This is a genomic window from Terrabacter aeriphilus (assembly GCF_039542985.1).
GTDB classification, from domain to species: Bacteria; Actinomycetota; Actinomycetes; order Actinomycetales; family Dermatophilaceae; genus Terrabacter; species Terrabacter aeriphilus.
In genome coordinates, this window is sequence record NZ_BAABIW010000009.1 from 340,364 (window position 1) to 363,998 (window position 23,635).

17 protein-coding genes and 1 pseudogene are annotated in these 23,635 nt (G+C 73.5%); 7 read left to right on the forward strand and 11 right to left on the reverse strand.

Going from position 1 to position 23,635, the window contains the following annotated elements:
* Positions 1-116: 116 nt before the first annotated feature.
* Positions 117-932 (forward strand): potassium channel family protein, encoded by an 816-nt coding sequence (locus ABD979_RS06580; RefSeq protein ID WP_345506649.1) that lies wholly within the window; start codon positions 117-119, stop codon positions 930-932.
* 27 nt (positions 933-959) lie between these two features.
* Here ABD979_RS06580 and ABD979_RS06585 read toward each other — a convergent pair whose 3' ends face one another.
* From ABD979_RS06585 to ABD979_RS06595, 3 genes are read right to left on the reverse strand one after another with little or no spacing between them, the layout of a single operon-like run.
* On the reverse strand, positions 960-1,823 hold the full coding sequence (locus ABD979_RS06585; RefSeq protein ID WP_345506650.1) for an SDR family oxidoreductase: 864 nt from the start codon (positions 1,821-1,823) through the stop codon (positions 960-962).
* A 17-nt stretch (positions 1,824-1,840) separates the two neighbouring features.
* On the reverse strand, positions 1,841-3,871 hold the full coding sequence (locus ABD979_RS06590; protein ID WP_345506651.1) for a hydantoinase B/oxoprolinase family protein: 2,031 nt from the start codon (positions 3,869-3,871) through the stop codon (positions 1,841-1,843).
* Between the two features lies 1 nt (position 3,872).
* Positions 3,873-6,005 (reverse strand): hydantoinase/oxoprolinase family protein, encoded by a 2,133-nt coding sequence (locus tag ABD979_RS06595; protein WP_345506652.1) that lies wholly within the window; start codon positions 6,003-6,005, stop codon positions 3,873-3,875.
* A 235-nt stretch (positions 6,006-6,240) separates the two neighbouring features.
* On the opposite strand from ABD979_RS06595, the gene ABD979_RS06600 reads away from it, so the two are divergent.
* The 4 genes and pseudogenes from ABD979_RS06600 to ABD979_RS06615 all read left to right on the forward strand — a co-directional run bounded on the left by ABD979_RS06600 (position 6,241) and on the right by ABD979_RS06615 (position 9,247).
* Positions 6,241-7,548: a hypothetical protein gene (locus ABD979_RS06600; RefSeq protein ID WP_345506653.1), complete on the forward strand. Its 1,308-nt coding sequence runs from the start codon at positions 6,241-6,243 to the stop codon at positions 7,546-7,548.
* Positions 7,549-7,587: 39 nt separating this feature from the next.
* Positions 7,588-8,028, forward strand: coding sequence for a YciI family protein (locus tag ABD979_RS06605; RefSeq protein ID WP_345506654.1), 441 nt, complete (start codon positions 7,588-7,590; stop codon positions 8,026-8,028).
* A 56-nt stretch (positions 8,029-8,084) separates the two neighbouring features.
* Positions 8,085-8,195, forward strand: a pseudogene (locus ABD979_RS06610) (hypothetical protein); the annotation flags it as partial.
* Positions 8,196-8,236: 41 nt separating this feature from the next.
* Positions 8,237-9,247 (forward strand): RNA polymerase sigma factor, encoded by a 1,011-nt coding sequence (locus ABD979_RS06615; RefSeq protein ID WP_345506655.1) that lies wholly within the window; start codon positions 8,237-8,239, stop codon positions 9,245-9,247.
* A gap of 136 nt (positions 9,248-9,383) precedes the next feature.
* Here the strand turns inward: ABD979_RS06615 and ABD979_RS06620 are convergent, their stop codons facing one another.
* The 8 genes from ABD979_RS06620 to ABD979_RS06655 all read right to left on the reverse strand — a co-directional run bounded on the left by ABD979_RS06620 (position 9,384) and on the right by ABD979_RS06655 (position 19,559).
* Positions 9,384-10,307 carry a carbon-nitrogen hydrolase family protein gene (locus ABD979_RS06620; protein ID WP_345506656.1) on the reverse strand — a complete coding sequence of 308 codons (924 nt, stop codon included), beginning with the start codon at positions 10,305-10,307 and terminating at the stop codon, positions 9,384-9,386.
* Between the two features lies 1 nt (position 10,308).
* Positions 10,309-10,971: an SRPBCC family protein gene (locus ABD979_RS06625; protein ID WP_345506657.1), complete on the reverse strand. Its 663-nt coding sequence runs from the start codon at positions 10,969-10,971 to the stop codon at positions 10,309-10,311.
* A complete protein-coding gene (gene cutA, locus ABD979_RS06630) occupies positions 10,968-13,409 on the reverse strand; it encodes an aerobic carbon-monoxide dehydrogenase large subunit (protein ID WP_345506658.1) in 2,442 nt (813 codons plus the stop codon). Before cutA ends, ABD979_RS06625 begins: the two co-directional genes overlap by 4 nt.
* Positions 13,406-13,981: a (2Fe-2S)-binding protein gene (locus ABD979_RS06635; RefSeq protein WP_345506659.1), complete on the reverse strand. Its 576-nt coding sequence runs from the start codon at positions 13,979-13,981 to the stop codon at positions 13,406-13,408. Before ABD979_RS06635 ends, cutA begins: the two co-directional genes overlap by 4 nt.
* Positions 13,974-14,858, reverse strand: a complete 885-nt coding sequence (locus ABD979_RS06640; protein ID WP_345506660.1) for an FAD binding domain-containing protein — start codon at positions 14,856-14,858, stop codon at positions 13,974-13,976. Before ABD979_RS06640 ends, ABD979_RS06635 begins: the two co-directional genes overlap by 8 nt.
* Before the next feature lie 146 nt (positions 14,859-15,004).
* Positions 15,005-16,492, reverse strand: a complete 1,488-nt coding sequence (locus tag ABD979_RS06645; RefSeq protein WP_345506661.1) for a uracil-xanthine permease family protein — start codon at positions 16,490-16,492, stop codon at positions 15,005-15,007.
* Positions 16,493-16,707: 215 nt separating this feature from the next.
* Positions 16,708-17,670 (reverse strand): hypothetical protein, encoded by a 963-nt coding sequence (locus tag ABD979_RS06650; RefSeq protein WP_345506662.1) that lies wholly within the window; start codon positions 17,668-17,670, stop codon positions 16,708-16,710.
* 140 nt (positions 17,671-17,810) lie between these two features.
* Positions 17,811-19,559, reverse strand: coding sequence for a helix-turn-helix domain-containing protein (locus ABD979_RS06655; protein ID WP_345506663.1), 1,749 nt, complete (start codon positions 19,557-19,559; stop codon positions 17,811-17,813).
* A 159-nt stretch (positions 19,560-19,718) separates the two neighbouring features.
* Between ABD979_RS06655 and ABD979_RS06660 the strand changes: the two genes are divergently transcribed.
* Positions 19,719-20,582: an oxamate carbamoyltransferase subunit AllH family protein gene (locus tag ABD979_RS06660; RefSeq protein ID WP_345506664.1), complete on the forward strand. Its 864-nt coding sequence runs from the start codon at positions 19,719-19,721 to the stop codon at positions 20,580-20,582.
* A complete protein-coding gene (locus ABD979_RS06665; RefSeq protein ID WP_345506665.1) occupies positions 20,575-23,613 on the forward strand; it encodes a bifunctional FdrA/YlbE family protein in 3,039 nt (1,012 codons plus the stop codon). The genes ABD979_RS06660 and ABD979_RS06665 overlap by 8 nt, the downstream gene beginning before the upstream one ends.
* Positions 23,614-23,635 lie beyond the last annotated feature (22 nt).

Genomic DNA, 23,635 nt, shown 5'->3' on the forward strand with positions numbered 1-23,635 from the left:
CCCGCCCGACGCCGGCCCGCGGCCCGCCCGCCGCCCGCCCGACTCCTCGTCCGACTCCCAGCGACTTCCCAGCCGGCCACCGACCGCACCGCATGTGCGACCGCCACGATGGCGCCATGAGAGCCGACGAGCCCAGGGTGCTGCGATGGGAGGCGCGCACCGGCTGGGTGCTCACCGCCGCCGCCGTCGCCTTCCTCCTCGCCTACGCCCTGCCGATCCTCGACCCCGGGCTTCCGGCGGGGCAGCAGTCGCTGTGCGCCGCGGCGACATGGGTCACGTGGGCCGTCTTCGCCCTCGACTTCGGCGTGCGGGTCGGACTCGCCTCGGACCGCTGGCGTTTCGTGCGGAGCCACCTGCTCGACCTCGTCGTCGTCGTGCTCCCGGTGCTGCGCCCGCTCCGCCCGCTGCGCCTCGTCACCCTCATGTCGGTGCTCATCCGGCACGCCGGCAGCTCGCTGCGGGGGCGCGTGCTCACCTACGTCGTGGGCGCGACGTCGCTCGTCATCTTCGTGGCCGCGCTCGCCGTGCTCGACGCCGAGCGGCAGAGCCCGACGGCCAACATCCGCTCGTTCCAGGACGCGCTGTGGTGGGCCGTCTCCACCGTGACGACGGTCGGCTACGGCGACCGCTACCCGACGACGATCGAGGGCCGTTACGTCGCAGCGGGTCTCATGATCGCGGGGATCGCGCTGCTCGGCGTCATCACCGCCGCCTTCGCCTCGTCGCTCGTCGACCGGGTGCGCGAGGCCGAGCAGGAGACCGGCGCGGCCACCCGTCGCGACGTCGCGGCGCTCGCCGACGAGGTCGCGGCGCTGCGGCGCGAGCTGGCGAGGTCGCGGGTGCTGGCGCTCGTCCCGGATCCGGGACGCACCGCGTCGGAAGGCGACCAGAGGGTCGAGCTCGCCGAGCTGGAGACCGTCGGCGCCTCGTGAGTGCGGCTCGTGCGGCCACGCCGCGGGTCAGCGCGTGAGCACCCCGGCCCACGTGGTGGGCCGCCTTCCGAGAAGGGCCGTCAGGGCCGCCGGGTCGCCGACGAGACCCCCGCGGTCGTATGCCGTGAACATCGCCAGCAGGTCGGCGCGGGACTGCTCGCCCAGGGCGGCTCCTGGCCCCTCGGCCCACGCCTCGGGGACGAGCTGCTCGGCGACGACAGGGTGCCCGAGCACGTGGGCCGCGACCGCGGCCTGCTCGCGCACGGTCAGCTGCTCCGGGCCGGCGAGGTCGTACGCGCGGCCCTCGTGACCGGGGGTCGTCAGCACTGCGGCCGCGACCTCGGCGACGTCGTGGAGGTCGACGTTCGTGAAGGGCGTGTCGAGCGAGTGCGGCACGGCGATGCGGCCGGAGAGGGCGGCCCCGACGAGGTTCTGGTGGTAGGCGGCCGGGCGGAGCACGGTCGCGTGCGGCAGGAGCTCGCGCACCACGGTCTCGGCCCGCCCCTTGCGCACGTGGTGCGGCATCGAGGTGTCGTCGGGGTGCAGCACGGAGTGGAAGGCGAACCGGGTGACCCCGGCGCGCGCGGCGGCGGAGGCCACGCGCTCGGCGATACCCACCTCGTCGGGGTGGACGTTGGGGGCGAGGTGGTAGACGGCGTCGACGCCGTCCACCGCCTCGTCGAGACCCAGCCCCGACTCGAGGTCAACGACCGAGATCGATGACGCCCCAGCGGCATACGCCGTCTCGGCCCTCGCCGGCGATCGTAGGGCAGCGCGGACGTCGACGCCGCGCCGCGACAGGGCGGCCGTCATCGCGCGGCCGGTCTTGCCGGCCGCGCCGACGACGAGCACCGTCGCCCGAGTCGGCGGCTGCGGTGCGCTCGTCGTCACGGATCTCGTCCCCTGCGTCAGAGCCAGTCGACATCCGCGGCCACCTTGCCCTCGGCCAGGGCCGCGTAGCCGGGACCGCGGTCGAAGAACGGGGACTCCTCCGGACGCTCGGCTCGGCGCCGCTCGCGCTCCGCGTCGGACGCGGCCGCGTCGATGACGGGGGCCTCCTTGTCGCCCGAGGCGACGACGCCGTAGTCGCGGAGCGCGCCCTCGATCGAGACCTTGCCCCACCGGAGGTCGCGCTCGACCTCGTCGTAGGGACGCTCGAGCGGGTCGCCCCAGCCGCCGCCGCCCGTCGTGCGGATGCGGATGACCTGGCCGGCCTTGATGAACTCGGCGTCGGCCAGCGCGTCGACGGTGCGCTCCTCGGGGCCACCCACGTCAACGGTCACCTCGAAGGGACGACCGGCCTTGCCGCCCTTGACTCCCCAGCACGCGAGGATCGAGCGGTCCGCGATGGACATGAAGTTCGCGTCCTTGAGCATGCGGATGTGCTTCTCGTAGCCGAGCCCACCGCGGTGGCGACCCGCGCCACCGGAGTCGACGGCCAGACCGAGCCGCTCGACGATGAAGGGAAAGCGGCTCTCGGTGAACTCGGTCGGCAGGTTGCGGCTGTCGGGCACGACGTGGATCGTGTCCTCGCCGTCCGCGTAGTAGCGGCCGCCCGAGCCCCCGCCGAGCACCTCGCGCATGAGGTAGTCGTTGCCGTCGCGGTCCTTGCCGTAGACGCCCGTGTAGCGGATCGTCTCCTGGTCGGCGGGCATCCGGCCGTCGACGGCCTTGGCGACGACGCCGGCGAGCACGCCGAGGAGGCGCAGGATGACGAAGGTACGGGCGTTGGTCGGCGCCGGGTAGATCGGCGTGAGCAGCGTGCCCTTCTCCGGGAACTTCATCTCGATGAGCGGCACGATGCCCTCATTGACGTCGAGCTCGGCCATCCGCTCGGGGGTGTCCGCGAGGTTGCGGAGGATCGGGGCGAGCCACTTCTTGAGGAAGTTGCCGCCGACGTAGTCGCCGCAGTGGTTGATCGGGCCCTTGGCCTGCTTGGCCGTGCCGGTGAAGTCGATGACGAGCTTCGGACCGCCGTCGCCGGGGCCGGGGCCGCCGGTCGAGACCTTGGTCAGGGTGATCCGCTGCGTGTGCAGCATCGGCTCGTCGACGCCGTCGTGCTCGGCGTAGTCCTCCCAGACGTAGGTGCCGTCGGGGATCTTGCTGAGGATCTCGCGGCGGTAGGTCTCCGTCGTCTTGTCGAGGATCGCGTCGAACGCGGCCTCGATGGTGTCGCGGCCGTAGCGCTCGAAGAGCTCGCTGAGGCGGCGCGCGCCCATGAGGCAGGCCGAGCACTCGGCGTCGAGGTCGGCGGCCAGGCTGTCGGGCATGCGGCTGTTCCGCGTCATGATGCGCAGGGCGGCCTGGTTCGGGACGCCCTTGTCCCACAGCTTGATCGGCGGGACCGAGAGCCCCTCCTCGAAGACGGTCTGTGCGTTGCTCGGCATCGAGCCGGGCACGGCGCCACCGATGTCGTCGTGGTGACCGAAGGCCTGGACGAACGCGACGACCTCGCCGCCCGAGAAGACCGGCACGGTGACGCAGAGGTCGGGCAGGTGGCCGATGCCGCCCTCCGACTCGTAGACGTCGTTGTGGAAGAAGACGTCGCCCTCGCTCATCTCGGAGAGCGGGAAGTCGCGGGCGATGGGGTGCACGAGCGCGCTGTAGGAGCGGCCGGTCAGCTTGCGCAGCTGGCGGTCGTGGATGCCGGCGCGGAAGTCGTGCGCGTCACGGATCATGGGGGAGCGCGACGTGCGTGCGATGGCCGTCTCGACCTCCATCTCGACGCTCGCGAGGGTGCCCTCGACGATCTCGACGAGGATCGGGTCGACCGAGCTGCCCTCGGGCGTCAGCCGGTTGCCGTGCTCGTATGCCGTCGGGAGCCCCGCGGGGTTGACGGGCCCGTCCGTGTGGCCGGCCTCCGTGCTGCTGGCGTGGGAGCCGACGGCGGCGTCGACGGGGGCGAGGCGCGTGGCCGCGGTCTGGCAGGAGAAGCACATCTCAGGCCTCCTTGGTGATGACGAGGTTGCCGAGGCTGTCGACGCGGACGACGAAGCCGGGGTGGACGGGGACCGTGGAGCCGAACTCCTCGACGATCGCGGGGCCGGTGACGACGTCGCCGGCGAGCAGGTCGGGACGCCACCAGACGTCGGTGTCGACGTAGCCGTCCTCGGGGTCGAAGCAGACCGGGCGGGTGCTGCGGTGGGCCCGCTCGCGCACGTCGGCGGCGCCCTCGGCGGAGGCGAGCTCGCGCAGCTCGGGACGGGTGATCGGGCCGACGCCGGTGACGCGCAGGTTGACCCACTCGACCTGCTGCGTGGGGTCGTCGCGGAAGTCGTAGCCGTAGAGGGCGCGGTGCTCGTCGTGGAAGCGCTCGGCGACTCCGGCGGCATACGCCGCGTCGACCTCGCCGTCGGGGGCGCTGACGCGCACCTCGTAGGCCTGGCCGAAGTAGCGCAGGTCGACGGTGCGCGTGTAGCGGTGAGCGTCACGGGGGAAGCCCTCCGCGTCGAGCGCCGCGGCGGCGCGGCCCGTCAGGTCGTCGAACGTCTTCTGCACGGCCGCGAAGTCGAGGGCGTGCTGGCGGGCGACGGCGGTCTGCACGTAGTCGTTCTTGACGTCGACGGTGAGCAGGCCGAAGGCCGAGACGTTGCCGGGGTTCTGCGGCACGACGACGCCGGCGAGGCCGAGGATGTCGACGAGGCGGCAGGCGAGCAGCGAGCCCGAGCCGCCGAAGGTCGCGAGCATGAAGTCGCGCACGTCGAGGCCGCGCTTGACCGAGACCTGGCGCAGGGCGTTGGCCTGGTTCCACGCGGAGATCTCGAGGATGCCGGTGGCGCAGCGCTCGAAGTCGAGCTCGAGGCGGGCCGCCAGCTCGGTGATGCCGGCCCGGGCGGCGTCGACGTCGAGCGGGATCTCGCCGCCGAGCAGGTGCGGGGGGATGCGTCCGAGGGTCACGTGGGCGTCGGTGATCGTCGGCTCGGTGCCGCCCTTGGCGTAGCAGAGCGGGCCGGGGTCGGCACCGGCCGACTGCGGGCCGACCTTGAGCGAGCCCTCGGGGGAGACCCACGCGATGGAGCCGCCGCCCGCGCCGACCGTGACGACGTCGATCATCGGGATCTTGCTCGGGTAGGCGCCGACCGAGCCCTCGGTCGTCAGGGTCGGCTCGCCGCCGAGCACGACGGAGACGTCGGTCGAGGTGCCGCCGCCGTCGCAGGTGAGCACCTTCTCGAAGCCCGCGCGGCTCGCGATGAGGCCCGCGCCGAGCGCGCCGGCCGCCGGCCCGGAGAGGACCGTGGTGATCGGCTGGTGCACGACCTCGTCGGCCGAGAGCACGCCGCCGTTGGACTTCATGATGTAGAAGGGCAGCTTCGCGCCGCTGCTGACGAAGTCGTCGAGCCGCTGGTGGATGTTGGCGACGTAGCGCGACACGTTGGGCTTGACCGCGGCGTCGACGAGGGTCGTCATCGACCGCTCGTACTCGCGGTACTCCCGCAGCACCTCGGAGCTGATCGAGACGACCGCCTCGGGGTGCTCGCGCCGCAGCACCTCGCGCAGGGCGAGCTCGTGGCTGTCGTCGGCGTAGGAGTGCAGGAGGCAGACGCCGATCGTCGTGATGCCGCGCTCCTTGAACCAGCGGGCCGCGCGCACGGCGCTCTGCTCGTCGAAGGGCCGGATCTCGTTGCCCTCGAAGTCGATGCGGCCGCCGACGGTCTTGACGTAGTCGGCCGGGACGATGCGCGGCGGCTTGACCCAGAAGTAGGAGTTGCCGTAACCGTCGGGCACGGCCTGGCGGGCGATCTCGAGGATGAACTCGTAGCCCTCGGTCGTGATGAAGCCGAGGGCCTCGACCTTGCCCTCGAGGAGCTTGTTCGTGGCGACGGTCGTGCCGTGCGACACCGCGGTGATGTCGTCGCCGCTCGCACCCATGAGGTCGAGCACCTTGCGCACGCCGTTGAGGAAGCCGTCGGCGGGGTTGCCGGGCGTCGACGGGGTCTTCGTCGTGACGAGCTCGCCCGACACCTCGTCGAGCGCGACGACGTCGGTGAACGTGCCGCCGGTGTCGATCCCGATGCGGATGCGACGGGTGGCGGCCGCCCCGGTCTCGGCGGGCTGGGTGGTCGCGTCGGGCATGCGCGCTCCTCGGGTGTGACGTGCTGGCTGGGCTGCACCGATTCAACGGCAGATGGCCGCGCCGTTTCGTTGGCACAACCTGCCAACGGAACGGCCCTCCCGGCTCACACCTCGCCAATCCCGCAGGCCGTCGCCCCCGCGTGCTCTCACCCGCGGCGCATGATGCCGCGCGCGGCCGCCGCGGCGACGCTGGGTGGGCGACCCGGCATCCGGGCGCGGGTGGGAGGAGGGCGGCATGGCCGACGAGGACAGGCGGGCCGACGTCGCTGCGCTCGAGGCGGAGGTGGAGCGGCTGCGCCGCCGGAACGCCGCGCTCGAGTCGCCCGGCGGGGCCCGGGCCCGTCGCCTCTCCCGCAGCGTCGCGGTCGCCGTGCTCGTCGTCGTCGGGGCGCTCTGCCTGACCCTCACGGTGCCGGCCGTCTGGGCCCGCAACCAGGTGCTCGACACGGAGCGCTACGTGGCCAACACGGCGCCGCTCGCCACCGACCCGGGTGTGCAGGCGGCGGTCGAGGGCGTGGCCAACCGGCAGATCGCCGCGCGCCTCGACGTGGGCGCGCTCGTCGCCCAGGCGTTGCCCCAGCAGGCGCAGCGGCTGCGCGCGCCGATCGCGTCCGCGGTCACGGGCCTCGTCGCGACCGCCGTGCACCGCGCCGTGGTGAGCGAGCAGTTCGCGGCGGTGTGGACGGCCGCCAACCGGGCGGCGCACGCGACGCTCGTCGGCATCCTGACGGGCGAGGACGAGGGGCAGGCCGTGACGGTCGCCGGGGGCGCGGTGCTGCTCGATCTCGCACCCGTCATCGAGCTCGTCAAGGCCCGGCTCGTGGCCTCGGGTCTGACGGTGGCGCAGTCGATCCCGGCGGTGGGGACCTCCATCGAGATCGCCCGGCTCGACGGCGTCGAACGAGCCCAGCAGCTCGTGCGGTGGCTGCGCACCCTCGCCGACTGGCTGCCGTGGATCGGGCTGGCGGCGGTCGCCGGCGGCGTCGCCCTCGCGCGCGGTCGCCGGCGCCGGACCGTCCTGCGGGCCGCGCTCGCGACGGCGCTCGGCCTGCTGCTCCTGCGCGCCGGTCTGCTCGTGGCCCGTGAGGTCTATCTCGACCGGATGCCGACCACGGTCCTGTCGACGTCGGCCTCCGCCGCCGTGTTCGACACCCTGACGCGCTTCCTGCGCGACGGCATCCGGCTCGCGTTCGTCGTGGTCCTCCTCGTCGCCGGGCTCACGGCGCTGCTCGGCCACCGCGCCACCGTGGCCCGCCTCGGCGGGCGGGCGCTCGCCGTCGGACGCGGGCTGTGGCACGACCTGTCGCGTGGCCCCCTCGGTGTCGCCGTGACGCGTCGCCCGCGCGCGGCGGCCGGCTCCGTCGTCGCCCTCGGGGCCCTCGTCATCGTGCTGTGGGACGACCCGAGTGGCGCCGTGGTGCTGACCGTCCTCGTCGTCGTGCTGCTCGTGCTGGCCGGGGGTGCGGCGCTCGTCGCGCGTGGTCCCCGAACGGCACTCGGGGAGGATGTCGAGGGCGCGCCGCCGGCTCCGTCCCACGGGTGAGCGTGCCACGCTGGCACGACACGACGAAGGAGCAGACGAATGGCCAGGTACCTCATCGGCGTCGACTTCCGCTCGGGCCCGGACGACACCCCCATGTCGGAGTGGGAGCCCGCGGAGGTGCAGGCGCACCTCGACCACTACGGCGTCCTCAACGACGAGCTGATGGCCTCGGGCGAGCTCGTGGAGGGGACGATCCTCACCGGCCCCGACCTCGCCAAGATCGTGACGAGCGACGGCGGCGCACCCGTCGTGACGGACGGGCCGTTCTCGGAGTTCAAGGAGTGGCTCGCCGGCTTCCAGGTCGTCGAGGTCGCCTCGGAGGCGCGGGCGATCGAGATCGCCGCGCGGGTCTCGGCCGTTCCGGGACGCGGTGGACGCCCGACGCAGCAGCCGGTCCACGTGCGGCAGGTCATGGACGAGCCGCCCGCCGACCCAGAGGGCATGGACGCCTTCCTCCGCACCGCGGAGGGCGCGTCCTGAGCGCACCGGCGCCCGTCGACGACCTGCTGCGCGAGCTCGCGCCGCAGGTCGTCGGCATCGTCAGCCGCAGGTTCGGCGACTTCGACGCGGCCGAGGACGCCGTGCAGGAGGCGCTGCTCGCGGCATCCGGGCGCTGGCCCGTCGACGGCGTGCCCGCGGAACCCCGGGCATGGCTCGTCACCACGGCGTCGCGCCGGCTCGTCGACCTGTGGCGCAGCGACTGGCGCGCCGCGCGCGGGAGGCCCGCGTCATCGCCTGGGACGTGCCGGCCGTCGACCCGGACGACCGTGACGACAGCCTGGTGCTCCTGCTGCTCTGCTGCCATGCCTCGCTCACGCCGGCGTCGGCGATCGCCCTGACGCTGCGTGCCGTCGGCGGTCTCACGACGGCCGAGATCGCGCACGCGTTCCTCGTTCCGGAGCCGACGATGGCGCAGCGGATCAGCCGGGCCAAGGCGACGGTCCGCGCGTCCGGCGCCCGATTCCGTATGCCGCCCGCTGCCGATCTCGACGCCCGTCTGCCGTCCGTGCTGCACGTCCTCTACCTCGTCTTCAACGAGGGCCACACGAGCTCCCGTGGGGTGCAGCTGCGGCGGGTCGACCTCTCCCGCGAGGCGATCCGCCTGGCGCGCCTGCTCGTGGCGGCCGTGCCCGACCACGCGGAGGCCACTGGTCTGCTCGCCCTCATGCTCCTGCTCGAGGCGCGCGGCCCAGCCCGCACCGACGGCCGCGGCGAGCTCGTGCCGCTGCCGGAGCAGGACCGCTCGCTCTGGGACGCCGACCTCGTCGCCGAGGGCCTCGCCGTGCTCGACGACGCGCTCGCCCACGGCGCGGTCGGGAACTACCAGCTGCAGGCGGCGATCGCGGCCGTGCACGACCGCGCCGCCACGGCGGCCGACACCGACTGGGCCGAGATCCTCCGGCTCTACGAGCTGCTCGAGCGGGTGACCCGCAACCCCGTCGTGACGCTGAACCGCGCTGTCGCGGTGGCGATGGCGCAGGGACCCGACGCGGCCCTCGCCGTCGTCGACGCCGTCGAGCCGGACCTCGGCGCGACGCACCGGTGGCTGGCGGTGCGCGGACGGCTGCTCGAGATGGCGGGTCGCTCCGACGAGGCGGCCCAGCACCTCGAGCGGGCGGCCGGGATCGCGACGAACGAGGCGGAGCGTCGGCACCTCGCCAGCCGGGCCGCGGCGGTCCGACGCGCGGGAGGCAGCTGAGCCCACCGGCCGACGGACGACCGTTGCCCACCCACGCGTACGCCGGCACGCGGCAGGAGCCGGCTCGCCGCGGGGCCGGGCCCACCAACGGTCGTCGGTCGGCCCGGCCGGGCGGTGTCGTGCGTGTCGCTCGGCGTCAGCCGGCGTCGCCGCGGTGGATGGGGGCGTGCGGGAACGACGTCTCGGCGGCGCCCTCGAGCTCGACCCGGTGGTTGCGGATGAGGTCGAGGTTGCGGTCGCGGAGGTGGTCGAACGCCTGGCCGACGTTCGAGCCCGGCGTCAGCGAGGCGAGCGCGTCGGCCGGGTCGAGCCGGGCCGCCACCCAGCCGGGGTGCGTCGCGGCCTTGGCCACGATGTGCCCGATCGGCGTGACGATGTGCGAGTTGCCGAAGTAGAGCACCCCGGCGGGGTCGGCGCCGACGGCGTTGGCGCCGATGACGTAGACGTGGTTGTCGTACGCCCGGGCCCGCGAGGTGAGGTCCCAGATGTCGGCCGAGCGCAGCAGCGCCGACGGGCGGCAGATGACCTCGGCGCCCTGCACCGCCTGGATGCGGGACAGCTCGGGGTAGTCGCCGTCGAAGCAGATGATCATGCCGATGCGGCCGAGCTCGGTGTCGCACACCGTCACGGTGTCGCCCGGCGTGACCCAGCCGCCGCCCGAGACGATCTCGGAGCAGAACGGGTGGGTCTTGCGGTAGACGCCGAGCACCTCGCCGGCCGGGTCGACGAGCACCGACGAGTTGTAGACGACGCCGCGCTCGGGCCCGCGCTCGTAGGTGCCGAAGCAGAGGTGCACGCCGAGCTCGCGGGCGACATCCTGGAGGGGCTCGGTCATCGCGCCGGGCAGCTCGGAGACGAGGTCCCAGAGCTCCTCCTTGGAGCAGTTCGGCGTGAACCCGGTCGTCGCCGACTCGGGCAGCACGACGAGCTCGGCGCCCGTCGCGGCCACGCACTCACGAGTCATCTCGACGCAGCGTTCGAGGTTGGCCCGGATCGACTCGGCGGTCAGCGGTCCGGCGACGGGGGCGACCTGGACGGCCGCGGCGGTGAAGGCGCGCACGTCAGCCCCTCCGTCCCACGGCCCAGCCGACGAGGACTCCGACGAGGGCGACCACCCCACCGGTCACGACGCCCAGCGCGAACTCGCGCCCGGCGAACCCGGCTGCGGGGCCGGGCTGTCCGGCATACGTCGTCGGCGCGGCGACCGCCTCGCCCGTCGTCACCGCAGGGATGCCGGGTGCCGCGGCGGGCGCGGCGGCGGGAGCGGCCTTGGCGGCGGGGCGGACCCCGCTGATGTCGGCGTCGACGGCCGAGAAGAACTGACCGGCCATCTTCTTCGTCACGCCGGCGAGCATCCGCTGCCCGACCCCGCCGATGACGCCGCCGACGGCCGCGTCGGCGTCGTAGGTGAGGGCGGTGCCACCGCCGGCTGCCGGGGCGAGGCGCACGACGACGTCCGCGTCGACGGTGCCCGGCGCGCCGGAGCCGGTGGCCTTCATGGTGAAGGAGTCCGGGTGGTGCGGGTCGCGGAGCGAGACCTCGCCGTCGTAGGTGCCCTTGATGGCGGCCACGCCCGCGGTGACGGTCATGGCGTAGTGGTCGGGGCCGACCTCGGTGAGGCGCTCGCAGCCCGGCAGGCAGCGCGCGAGCACGGCCGGGTCGTGGAAGGCGTCCCACACCTGCTGCGGGTCGGCCGCGAGAGTGGCGGATCCGGTGATCTTCATGCGGTCGGCTCCTTCGAGAGCGGGCGTGACGGGCGGGTCGTGCGGTGCAGCGAGGGGATCTCGCCGTCGGCGTGCCGGCGGCGCAGCTCCCAGAGCTCGTAGGGCGAGATGGGCATGCGGGTGATCGGGAAGCCCTCGGCGTCCTCGATCGCCGAGGCGATGACGGCCGTGACGGGGATGCACCCCGCCTCGCCGGCGCCCTTGATGCCCAAGGGGTTGAGCGGGCTGGGCGTCTCGAGGTGGTCGGCCTCGATGGTCGGCACCTCCGACGCGTAGGGCATGAGGAAGTCCATGTAGGAGGCGTTGAGCAGCTGGCCGGACTCGTCGTAGGCCATCCGCTCGTAGAGCGCGCCGCCCACCCCCTGCGCGACGCCGCCGTGCACCTGGCCCTCGACGATCATCGGGTTGATCATGTTGCCGCAGTCGTGGATGACGCAGTAGCGCAGGATGCGGATCTCGGCCGTCACGGGGTCGGTCTCGACGATCGCCGCGTGCATGCCGTTGGCGAAGGTCGCCTGGGTGGGGGAGTAGAAGCCCTTGCCCTCGAGGCCGGGCTCCTCACCCTCCGCGACGGGCGGCTTGTCGGGGTCGAAGGTCCCGGCGAACTGCGTCGCGGCCTGGGCCGCCTCGTCGAACGCGTAGCGCAGCGGGTTGGAGAGCACCGACACCGTGCCGAGGCTCATCGACGTCGTCGGGGCGCCCTTGACGCGGACGGTCCCCTCGACGATCTCGAGGTCGTCGGGCGACACCTCGAGGGCGTCGGCGGCGATGCGCAGGGCCTTCTCGCGGACCTTGCGGGCCCCGAGGGCGATGGCGCTGCCGCTCATGACCGCGGCGCGGGACGCGAAGGTGCCGACGGCGTACGGCATCTTGCGGGTGTCGCCCGTCGTGACGTGGACGTCCTCCATGCGCACACCGAGCTCCTGCGCGACGATCTGCGCGAAGGCCGTCTCGTGTCCCTGGCCCTGCGACGTCAGGCCGGTCGCGACGTTGACCCGGCCGCTCGTCTCGATCTGGATGTGGCCGCCCTCGTAGGGGCCGACTCCGGTTCCCTCGACGTAGCAACCGATCCCGAGGCCGACCTTGCGGCCCTCGGCCTCGGCGGCGCGGCGGTAGTCGGCGAAGTCGTCCCAGCCGACGAGCTCCTTGAGCTTGGCGAGGCTCGTCGGGAAGTCGCCCGAGTCGTACTTGAGCGGGCGGCCGTCCTGGAAGAGCAGTCCGTGGTCGAACGGCATCTCGCTCGGGAGGATGAAGTTGCGGGCGCGCACCTCGGTGCGGTCGAGGCCGAGCTCGTCGGCGATGGCGTCCATCGTGCGCTCCATCGCGAAGCAGCCCTGCGGACGACCAGCACCCCGATAGGGCGTCACGAGAACGGTGTTCGTGTAGAGAGACCAGAACTCGCAGCGGTAGGTCCCGGGCTTGTAGGGCCCGAGCAGCTGGGTCGAGGTGATGATCGGGACGATGATGCCGTAGGGCGTGTAGGCGCCGTTGTCGTGCCAGAACTTCACGTCGAGGGCGAGCAGCCTCCCGTCGTTGTCGAACCCGACCGTGACGCGCTGGAGCTGGCCGCGCTCGTGGGCCGACGAGATGAAGTGCTCGCGACGGTCCTCGGCCCACTTGACCGGGCGGCCGAGGAGACGGGCTGCCCACGGGACGAGCACCTCCTCGGGCCACGGGTGCATGATCTTGACGCCGAACCCGCCGCCCACGTCGGGCGCGATGCACTCGACCTTCGCCAGCGGCAGCTCGAGGCGCGCGGCGACGGCCGCCCGCACGCCCGTCGAGGTCTGGGTCGAGGAGTACATCCGCAGCTCGCCGCGCTCGGAGTCCCAGCGGGCGTAGACGCCCTTGCCCTCCATCGGCATGCAGGCGCTGCGCTCGATGTCGAGGTCGAGGCTCAGCGTGTGCGGTGCCGACGCCATGGCGGCGTCGACGTCGCCGACCTCCTGGAGCATGTGGGCCGCGACGTTGCCCGGCACGTCGTCGTGCACGAGCAGGTCGCCGTCGCGGGCCTTCTCGATGCCGACGACGACGGGCAGCTGCTCGTAGCTGACGCGGATCCGCTGGCAGGCGTCCTCGGCGACGTAGCGGTCGGTCGCGACGACCATGACGATCGCCTCGCCGACGTGGTTGACCTGGTCCTTGGCGAGCGCGTAGCCGGTGCGGCCGTGCGTCAGCGTCGGGTGCGGGATGAGGAGCGGCATCGGTTCGCCGACGCGGGTGGGGAGGTCCTCGTGGACGTAGATGCCGACGACGCCCTCGACGTCGATGGCGTCGGCCACGTCGATGTCGACGATCCGGGCGTGCGCGTGCGGGCTGCGCACGAAGGCGGCTGCGAGCGCGTCCTGGCCGAGGTCGTCGAGGTAGCGCCCGCCGCCCGTGACGAGGCGGGGGTCCTCCTTGCGCTTGATCGGCGCGCCGAACATCTGTGTCGTCATGCCTGCTCCTCGCCCGACGCGCCGTCAGCGCGCTCGGCCTTGATCTCGGCCTTGATCTCGGCGGCGCGGAGCACGCTCTTGACGATGTTCTGGTAGCCCGTGCAGCGGCACAGGTTGCCCGAGATCGCCTCGCGCGCCTGCTCGCTCGTCGGGGCCGGGTTCTCCTCGAGGTAGGCGGTGACCGTGGTGAGGAACCCGGGGGTGCAGAAGCCGCACTGGAGGCCGTGGCACTCGGCGAACGCCTGCTGCACCGGGTTCATCGACTCGCCGGTGGGGGCGACCCGGGCGTCGGGGGCCGTGCAGAGGCCCTCGACGGTCGTGATCGCGTGGCCCTGGGCCGTGACGGCGAACATCAGGCACGAGCGCATCGGCTGACCGTCGACGAGCACGGTGCAGGCGCCGCAGACGCCGTGCTCGCAGCCGACGTGGGTGCCGGTGAGCTCGAGGTCGTGGCGCAGGAAGTCGGACAGGAGGCGCCGGGCCGGCACGGCGGCCGAGCGGCGCAGGCCGTTCACCGTGACGGTCACGTCGTGGAGGGTCTCGCTCGTGGTCTCGCTCGTGGTCTCAGACATCGCTGGCTCCTGCACTGTCGGCGGCTTGGGGGAGGACCCGTCGGGTCAGCTCGGTGACGAGCATGCGGCGGTAGTCGGCGCTCGCGTGGATGTCGCCCTCCGGCTCGACGTGCGCGTGGACCGCGTCGGCGGCGGCCTCGAGGGCCGAGTCCCACGCGCCCGACCCCGGCTCGACGCCGCCCAGCGCGGGGGCGAGGTCGAGCACCGACGGCACGTCGGTCACGGAGACGAAGGAGGCGCGGGCGGCGGAGACGACGCCGTCTGTGACCGTCACCGCGACGCCGATCCCGGCCATGGCGTAGTCGCCGTGCCGGCGGGCGGCCTCGACGAAGGCGGTGCCGGTGCCGGCGGGGAACTGCCCGAAGCGCACCGCCACGGCGAGCTCGTCGGCGGCGAGGGAGGTCTCGAGCGCGCCGAGGAAGAAGTCCGACCACGCCACCTCGCGCGACCCGGACGGGCCGGCCACCTCGATGACCCCGTCGGTCAGGGCGAGCACGGCCGGCATCTCCCCGGCGGCGTCGGCGTGCGCGATCGAGCCGACCGTCGTGCCGCGGTTGCGGATCGCGGGGTGGGCGACGTTGACGAGCGCCTGGCGCAGGAGGGGGAGGGCGGCATACGCCACCTCGGAGCGCTCGAGGCCGGCGTGGCGCACGAGGGCGCCGACGCGGACGGCGTCGGGGCGGACCTCCACCGCGTCGAGGCCGGCGACCCGGTTGATGTCGACGAGGTGCGCCGGTGACGCGAGGCGCATGTTGAGGATCGGGATGAGGCTCTGCCCACCCGCGAGGACCTTGCCGTCATGACCGACCTCGGTGAGGACGGAGACGGCCTGCTCGACGGTGAGCGGGGCGTGGTGCACGAAGGGGGCGGGCTTCACCGAACTGATCCTGCCTCTCGATGACGGTCGGGTACTAGTGACGGTTGTGCATGGCTGGGCGTGGGCTTTTGGCAACATCTGCCGTGAACGACCGTGGGCCCCCGATTCGAGATCGGGGGCCCACGGGCCGCGGGGGAGCAGGTGCGTCAGCGGCGGCGCAGGTCGGGCCCGCCGGGACGGTCCTGGTAGAGGTCGTCGATGCCGTCGGCATCGCCGTAGTCGCCTTCGCGTTCGCCGAGCGAGATCATCGTGCCTCGTGCGCTGTCGGCGCGTGCACGCAGGTCGGCCGGGGCGAGGCTGCGGGCCAGGTGGAAGGCCGCGACCGCGACGATCGTGCCGAGCGCGATGCCGCCGAGGGTGAAGCTGTCGGTGAACTTCAGCTCGACGTTGCCGATGCCGATGATGATGCCGGCGGAGACGGGGACGAGGTTGATCGGGTTGCCGAAGTCGACCCCGTTCTCCTTCCAGATCTTCGCGCCGAGCAGGCCGATCATGCCGTAGAGCACGACGGTGATGCCGCCGAGGACGCCACCGGGCACCGAGGCGACGAGCGCGCCGAACTTCGGCGAGAGGCCGAAGACGATCGCGACGATCGCCGCGACGTAGTAGGCGGCCGTCGAGTAGACGCGGGTGGCCGCCATGACGCCGATGTTCTCGGCATACGTCGTCGTCGGCGAGCCGCCGACCGCGGACGCGATGACCGTGCCGACACCGTCGGCGGCGATGGCCCGGCCCATGTAGGGGTCGAGGTCGGACTTCGTCATCTCGGCGACGGCCTTGACGTGGCCCGTGTTCTCGGCGACGAGGGCGATGACCGCCGGGAGCACGAGGAGGATCGCGGCGATCGAGAACGACGGGGCGTGGATGCCGACGATCTCCTTGCCGTCGGAGCCCATCGTCGTGGAGGGCGGGAAGCCGAACCACGGCTGCGCGGCGAGGTTGTCGAAGTTCGTGCGGAAGTGCGTCGTCACCTTGCCGGCGCCGGCGTCGTAGGAGGTGATCTGGCCGAACGCCTTGTCGAAGATCCAGCTGATGACGTAGCCGAAGATCAGCGCGAGGAAGACTGCGATGCGCGAGACGAACCCGCGGAAGGCGACCGCGCAGACGACGGTGAACGTCATGACGAGCAGGGCCACCCACTGGTCCTGGGGCCAGTAGATGCCGGCGACGACCGGCGCGAGGTTGAAGCCGATGAGCATGACGACGGCGCCGGTGACGACCGGCGGCAGCACCTTGTGCACGATCGCGGAGCCGAGGAAGTGGATCGCGACGCCGACGAGCGCCAGCACGAGGCCGGCGACGAGGATCGCGCCCGTCACCTGCTGCGAGGTGCCGCCCTGCGCGCGGATCGCGACGACCGCGCCGACGAAGCTGGCCGACGTGCCGAGGTAGCTCGGCACCTTGCCCTTGACGATGAGCAGGAAGCAGATCGTCGCGATGCCGCTCATCATGATCGCGAGCTGCGGGTTGAGACCCATGACGAGCGGGAAGACGAAGGTCGCCCCGAACATCGCCACGACGTGCTGCGCACCGAGCCCGATCGTCCTGCCCCACGCGAGCCGCTCGTCCGGAGCGACGACGTCGTCGGGGCCCATCGTCTTGCCGTCCCCGTGAAGTTTCCAGCCCAAAGCCATTCCGACTCCCTTGGTTGCCACGTCTCGTGACGTGGGTCACGCCCCCAGTCGGGGTTGGCCGAAAACTACTCCCACCGCAGGCGATTCCGTTCGTCAAACGTTGATACACGCCGAGGTGGACGCTCTGGCAGGAGATGACGTATGCCGCCCGCTCCCCACCCCGTGCCCGCACCCTGCGCGGCCTCCTCCCGTCCACCGTGGAACTTCGGGCTCCCTCACGGGGGACCGATGCTCCACGGAGGTGGGGTGGCACCGAGGGCGCAGGTCGAGCCGCAGCGGCAGGCGGCTCCCTGCCAGCCCTTCGCCCGGAGCACCAGTGCGACCTCCCCCGCGAGCACGCACGCCGAGGGCACGAGGTCGCTCCAGAAGCACCGGAGGGTGGTCCGGCCCGCGACGGTGGCGGCCCGGTCACGCCGGCCGTCGCGTTGCACCTCGAGCCACCCGGCGTGCCCGAGGCGGCCGTCGACCTCGACGACGACGCCCTGCTCGTACTCGCGGTCGCGGCGCCCCGACCGGCCGAACGGCGACTGGGAACGGCCACGGGGAAGTCCGTGCGCCCGCTCGGCGTCCCGGACGTAGCGCCGCTCGGCCGGGCTCTCAAAACCGTCGGCGACCTCGGTGAGCAGCTCGAGCAGGAATCGCCGGCCGGACTGCCGCGGCCGGCTCGCCAGGGCCTCGCGCAGCAGTGCCGGGGTCGTCAGACCGAGACCCAGGGCCTTGGCGGTCACGGCGACGACGCGGTCGGCGCCCTGATGGTCGCAGAGGTCCATGACCGTGTGCTCGACGGTCGTGCGGTGCGGCCACGCGAACGGGTCGACGCGCCCGTCGGCCTGCCGGCTGCGGAGCACGACGACGCCGGCCACCGGACGCACGCGCCGGGTCGCCGGGATGACCACCGTGATGGGGGTGGGGGCTGCCCGCACGAGCCCCCAGAGGTGGGCGGCACTCGTGCCGTGCAGGGCGGAGCCGGCGCCGGCGTGCAGCAGGGCGGCGACGGCGGCGGCCTCCCAGTCGTCCCGCCCGGGCAGGGTCTGGTAGACGCCCGGGTGCACGAGCAGCCACCGACCGCTCGCCAGGCGCCACTGCACTGCCTTGCGCGTCAGGCCGCCGTCGAGCGCCTGGGCCCGGGTGAGCAGCCCGGCCTGCCCGGCGGCCCGGGCCCGGAGGAGTGGGTGCACCCCGCGATCGTCACCCGCGGCGACGACCGGGCGTCACGCCTCTCCACAGGGCCCGTGACCGTGGAACATCGGTCCCCGTCGCGGGGGTGCGATGTTCCACGGACGAGGCGGACGGCATACGTCGGCGGGTTGGGACCGGGTCAGATGCCGCGCATCTGGTGGATCTTGAGGGCCAAGGCGAGGGTGAGGCGCAGGTCGGGGTCGGTCGTGAAGGGTCCGAGGATCTTCTCGAGCTTGCCGATGCGGTAGCGCAGCGTGTTGTAGTGGAAGAAGAGCAGCCGGGCCGTCTCGGCGACGTTCATGTTCGTGTCGATGAGGATGCCGAGGGTCTGGCGCAGGCCGGCGTACTCCGGTGAGTCGTCGGTGGCCAGCTCGCGCAGCGACTCGTGGACGAAGCGGCGCAGGTCGGTGCCGTCGGGGATGAGCGCCAGCAGGCGGTAGATGCCGAGGCCGTCGACGTGGGTCAGGGCCCCGTCGCCGTGCATCTGGCGCCCGACCGTGACGGCCGAGAGGGCCTCGTCGTAGGCCTGGGGGAGGCCGGCCACCGAGCCGATCGGGCGGGAGACACCGGCCGAGAAGCTGCGCCGGCCGCCGCCGCCGTCACCGCGCACGACCCGGACGTACTCGCCGACGATGCGCATCACCTGGTCGGTGTCGGAGCCCTCGGGCACCCCGATGAGGGCGACGACCTCGCGGCTGAAGCCCATGACGGGCGAGGCGGCGTCGCGGACGGCGACGGCGTGGGTCCAGGCCCGGGCGAAGCGCTGCTGGAGGAAGCGCACCTCCTCGCCGTCGCGCGTCGACCGGTCGTCGTCCTCGTCGGTCTCGGCCACGACGACGACGAGGGGTCGGTCGATGTCCCAGCCGAGCGAGCGCGCGTGGGCGACGGCGTCGACGGGGGTGCCGGCCCGGCCGGCGAGGGCGTCGCGGAGGAACTCGGCGCGGTACTTGCTCTCGACGGCCGACACGGCCGAGTCCTTGGTGATGGCGAGCGCGGCGACCGTGGCGGCCCGCTCGAGCAGGCGCACGTCGTCGGTCGTCAGCCGCCGCTGGCTGCAGAAGGCGATGAGCAGGCCGTGGTCGAGGTGCCCGGCCACGATCCGGACGGCGGCCCGGTTGGCGTTGGGGCCGTCGGGTCGGGGGCCGGTGGGCTCGGCCTCGGTGAGGAGGCGCCCGGTGCGGTCGAAGCAGTCGAGGCCCTCGGCGTGGGCCAGCTCCCGGGCCGAGCCGGCGCGGGCGATGACGCGCCCGTCGGTGGTCGTCACCATGGCCGCCCCGTCGAGGAAGCCGACGACCTGCTCGCACAGGTCGTCGAGCGAGCCGCCGGCGAGCACGATCTGCACGAGGGCGCGGTCGGCGTCCTCGAGCCGGCGCAGGGTCGCGGTCTGGTGGTCGAGGATCGCGCTCAGCACCTCGGTCGTGAAGGCCGCGATGCGGTCGAGCGGGATCTCGATGACGGGCAGGGCGACCGGCTCCGCCGCCGCGACGAGCTCGGCGGTTGCCGCGTCGTCGAGGCCCGAGACGACGAGGCCCGCGGCCTCGGCGGAGTGCAGGAGCGCGACGACGCCGGCCATCCGGGAGCCGCCGTCCTCCGACGGTGCGCCACTTTCGCCCGACTCGGCGAGCGAGGCCGCGTCGGCGAGGACGAGGCGGTGGCCGAGGTGCGCCCCGGCGACGGCGTCGCGGAGGGCCGTGCGCAGGGGTGCGGTGCCGTCGACGGTGACGTCGAGGCGGCTGGAACCGGCCCGCACCGACCCGTGCGCCGTCGCCGCGAGGCCGGCGATGAGCCGCAGCGAGATGCCCGACACCTCGGGTTCGGGCTCGCCGGAGCGACCCACCGCTGGCAAGTCACCCTCGGTGCGGGACGGATCGTTGGCAACTTTCACCATGAGCGCACCCTACCCAGCGTCGGTAGCGTCGCGGCAGCGGTCCGCGTGGACGACGCTCCACCGGAGCCCGCACGCGCGTCCGGCGAGCACCACGCGACCGCACGGCACAGGCACACCCACACACGGCATACGGCACACGGTTCGAGGAGCGGAGGCGCGATGGGCGAGCGACCCGGCACCGCCCTGCTGCCCGGCGCGGTGTCGCCCCTCGTGCTGGCCGAGGTGACGGGTGCGCCGCGACGGGCCCGCGTGCTGGCCGCCTTCCCGACGTGCGTCTACCTCGACCTCGGCGCGCACGAGCGCGTCCTCGCCGTGCTCGCGTCCGACGCGCTGGCCCTGCCGATCGGGGTGCGGCTCGCCGTGCCTGCCGCCGCGGTGCGGTGGGGCGTCGAGCCGGGTGACGTCGTCGCCGTCGGCGAGGGCCGTGTGGTCCTCCCGGGCCTCGAGGTCGTCGCCTCGCGCACCCAGCGCCCGGCGCGCGTGCGGCCGGTGGCCCCGAGACGTCGCCGGCTGCTGCGCGTCGGCGCGGTGCCCGTGCGCCTGCCTGAGCCGGGGGTGCTCGGTGACCTCGCACACGACCTGACCGCTACCGCGCTGGCCGGGCGGCCGGTCGGTCCGGGCGTGCGCGGTCTCGTCGGCGTGGGCCGCGGGCTCACACCGAGCGGCGACGACGCGCTCTGCGGCGTGCTGCTGACGCTCGGCGCCGTCGACGCCCCGGCCCCCCGGCGGGCCCTCGGCTCGCTCCGTGACGCCGTCCGCGAGGCGCTGCCCTCGACGACGAGCCTCTCGGCCGCCCTCCTCGTGGCCGCCGGCGCCGGGTATGCCGTGCCCGACGTCGCGCGCCTCGTCAGCCTCGTCGCCGCGGGCGGGGCGCCTCTCTTCGACCGCGACCGCCTGGTCGACCGCGTGCTCTCGATCGGGCACTCGTCCGGTCGGGACCTGCTCTCCGGCGTCTCCGGTGCCCTGCGCGCCGTCGACGCCTCCCTCGAAACCGCCCCCCAGGAAGGAGCCCATCGTGGCTGACCACGTCGAGCTGAGAACCGGTGCCTACTTCGACTCCGTGACGCTCATGCAGGTGTCGCGCACCGTCGCCGCCGCGCCCGGAGTCGAGGCCGCCCAGGTCGCCATGGCGACCGAGCTCAACCTCGAGGTGATCCGGGGCATGGGCTTCGAGGTGCCCGAGTCGGCGCCCAACGACCTCGTCGTCGCCATCCGCGGCGACGAGTCCGGCATCGCCGCCGGCACCGCTGCCCTCGAGGCGGCGTTGACCCAGAAGCACTCTGCAGCTAGCGGTTCCGGAGGTTTCGGCGACGCGCCCGCTGCGCGCACCCTCGGCGGGGCCCTTCGCCTGTCGGGCGCCGAGCTCGGCCTCGTGTCGGTGCCCGGTGAGCACGCCGTGGCCGAGGCGCTCGACGCCGTGCGCGCCGGCGTCTCGGTGATGGTCTTCTCCGACAACGTGCCGGTCGAGGACGAGGTGCGCCTCAAGGAGGCGGCCGCCGCGGCCGACGTGCTCGTCATGGGCCCGGACTGCGGCACGGCCGTGGTCGGCGGCGTCGCCCTCGGCTTCGCCAACGTCGTGCGGGCCGGCTCGGTCGGTCTCGTCGCGGCGTCCGGCACGGGGGCCCAGCAGGTCATGTGCCTGCTCGACGCGGCCGGGGTCGGCATCAGCCACTGCCTCGGCGTCGGCGGGCGCGACCTGTCCTCGGCCGTCGCCGCGCGCTCGACGAAGCAGGCGCTCGCGGCCCTCGCCGCCGACCCCGACACGACGTCGATCGTCGTCGTGTCCAAGCCCCCGGCGCCCGAGGTGCTCGCCGACCTCGAGGCGTATGCCGCCGGACTGGGCAAGCCGGTCCACTGGGCGACGCTCGGAGCCGGTCGCCCCGACCTGACGTCGGCCGTCGAGGTGGCTCTCGCGGCCACCGGTCACGAGGTGCCGCAGGCCTGGCCGTCCTGGGGTTCGACTGGAGCCGCTACCTCGAACACCTCTGGTGCACAGGGCAGCTCGCTGCGTGGCCTGTTCTGCGGTGGCACGCTCGCCGACGAGGCGATGCTCGTCGCCGGCGAGGTGCTCGGCGACATCCGATCCAACATCCCGCTCCGGCCCGAGCTCGCCCTCGGGGCCGACCTGCGCGATGCCGGGCACGTCGTGCTCGACTTCGGCGACGACGCCATGACGGTCGGCCGCGCGCACCCGATGATCGACCCCTCGCTGCGTCTCGAGCGGATCGCCGCCGAGGCGGCCGACCCGACGTGCGGCGTCCTGCTGCTCGACCTCGTGCTCGGTCACGGCGCCCACGCCGACCCGGCGCCGGAGCTCGCCGAGGCGGTGCGCGCGGCGCGGGCCACGGCGGCCGCGGACGGGCGGCGCCTCGACGTCGTCGTCTCGCTGACCGGGTCGGAGGGCGACCCGCAGGGGCTCGAGAAGAGCGCGGGACTGCTCGTCGACGCGGGCGCCGCCGTCCTGCTCTCGAACGCGGCGGCCACGCGCGAGGCCCTGCGCCTCCTCGGCCACGAGGCCGGTGCCCCCTCGACCGACGGAGCTGCCGCGTCGTCGACTCAAGGCGCCCCCGCGAAGGGCGAGACGGAGGGCGAGCCCGCAGGCGAGGCCGCGGGCGAGGACGCGGGTGAGGCCGGGGGTGAGCCGCTGCACGGGCTGCTCTCGCACGACCTGTCCGTCGCCGCCGCCGGCGTCTCCCTCTTCTCCGACGCCCTGCGCGCGCAGGCGGTCTCGGTGACCGAGGCGGCCTGGCAGCCGCCGATGCCCGGCACGGCCGGCGACCTCTCGCGGGTGCTCGCCGACTCCCGGCGCGACGCCGCCAACGCCGAGGCGCTGCGCCGCATGACCGCTGCGGGCGCCGACCTCGTCGACGTGCGCCCGGCCCACGAGGTGCTCGGGCTGGAGCGGGGCACGTTCCTGCACGCCGGGCCGCCGATCACCTTCGACCGGGCCTCCGGTCCGCTGCGCGGTGCCCTCATCGGCGCGATGCTCTTCGAGGGCCTCGCCGAGACCGCCGAGGAGGCCGAGGCCAAGCTCGAGAAGGGTGACGGCATCACGCTCGAGCCGTGCCACCACCGCGACGCGGTCGGCCCGATGGCCGGCGTGACGAGCCCCTCGATGTGGGTCTACGAGCTGCGCGACGAGGTGCACGACAACACGTCGTGGTGCTCGCTGAACGAGGGCCTCGGCAAGGTGCTGCGCTACGGCGCGTACGGCCCCGAGGTCATCGAGCGGCTGACGTGGATGAACACGGTGCTCGGCCCGATCCTCCAGCAGGCCGTGCGGGCCCGCGTCGAGCAGCAGGGACCGATCGACGTCAAGGCGATCATCGCCCAGATGCTCCAGATGGGCGACGAGGGACACAACCGCAACCGGGCCGGCTCGCTCATGCTGCTGCGCGAGCTGCTGCCGACGATGATCACGGCCGACGCCTCGTCGACCGACATCGCGGAGGCCGTGCGGTTCTCCGGCGCGAACGAGCACTTCTTCCTCAACCTCGGCATGCCGGCCTGCAAGCTGAGCACCCTTGCGGCGCACGGCATCCCGGGCTCGTCGGTCGTCACGACGATGGCTCGCAACGGCACCGACTTCGGTATCCGGGTCTCCGGAACCGGCGACCAGTGGTTCACCGGACCGGCGAACACGCCCGAGGGCCTCTTCCTCGGCTCCTACGGACCGGACGACGCGAACCCCGACATCGGCGACTCGGCGATCACCGAGACGGCCGGCATCGGCGGCTTCGCGATGGCGGCGGCCCCGGCCATCGTCAAGTTCGTCGGGGGCGACGTGCCGTTCGCGCTGCGGGCCACGCAGACGATGTACGAGATCGCCGTGGGGGAGCACACGGCCTACCAGGTGCCGATCCTCGAGTTCCGGGGCACGCCGACCGGCATCGACGTCGCGGCCGTGGCGCGCACCGGCATCCTGCCGCAGATCAACACCGGCATGGCGGGGCGCGTGGCCGGCACCGGCCAGGTCGGCGCGGGTCTCGTGACGCCGCCCGAGCAGTGCTTCACCCAGGCGCTCACGGCCCTCGCCGAGGCAGCCGCGCGGTAGGAGCGCGACGCGCACCCGCCCG

Excerpts from the sequence above, each read along its gene's own strand:
- ABD979_RS06580 (WP_345506649.1), top strand. The coding sequence starts at position 117 with ATGAGAGCCGACGAGCCCAGGGTGCTGCGATGGGAGGCGCGCACCGGC.
- ABD979_RS06590 (WP_345506651.1), bottom strand. The coding sequence starts at position 3,871 with ATGTGCTTCTCCTGCCAGACCGCGGCCACGCGCCTCGCCCCCGTCGAC.
- ABD979_RS06595 (WP_345506652.1), bottom strand. The coding sequence starts at position 6,005 with ATGCCCGACGCGACCACCCAGCCCGCCGAGACCGGGGCGGCCGCCACC.
- ABD979_RS06600 (WP_345506653.1), top strand. The coding sequence starts at position 6,241 with ATGGCCGACGAGGACAGGCGGGCCGACGTCGCTGCGCTCGAGGCGGAG.
- ABD979_RS06605 (WP_345506654.1), top strand. The coding sequence starts at position 7,588 with ATGGCCAGGTACCTCATCGGCGTCGACTTCCGCTCGGGCCCGGACGAC.
- ABD979_RS06625 (WP_345506657.1), bottom strand. The coding sequence starts at position 10,971 with ATGAAGATCACCGGATCCGCCACTCTCGCGGCCGACCCGCAGCAGGTG.
- cutA (WP_345506658.1), bottom strand. The coding sequence starts at position 13,409 with ATGACGACACAGATGTTCGGCGCGCCGATCAAGCGCAAGGAGGACCCC.
- ABD979_RS06635 (WP_345506659.1), bottom strand. The coding sequence starts at position 13,981 with ATGTCTGAGACCACGAGCGAGACCACGAGCGAGACCCTCCACGACGTG.
- ABD979_RS06645 (WP_345506661.1), bottom strand. The coding sequence starts at position 16,492 with ATGGCTTTGGGCTGGAAACTTCACGGGGACGGCAAGACGATGGGCCCC.
- ABD979_RS06655 (WP_345506663.1), bottom strand. The coding sequence starts at position 19,559 with ATGGTGAAAGTTGCCAACGATCCGTCCCGCACCGAGGGTGACTTGCCA.
- ABD979_RS06660 (WP_345506664.1), top strand. The coding sequence starts at position 19,719 with ATGGGCGAGCGACCCGGCACCGCCCTGCTGCCCGGCGCGGTGTCGCCC.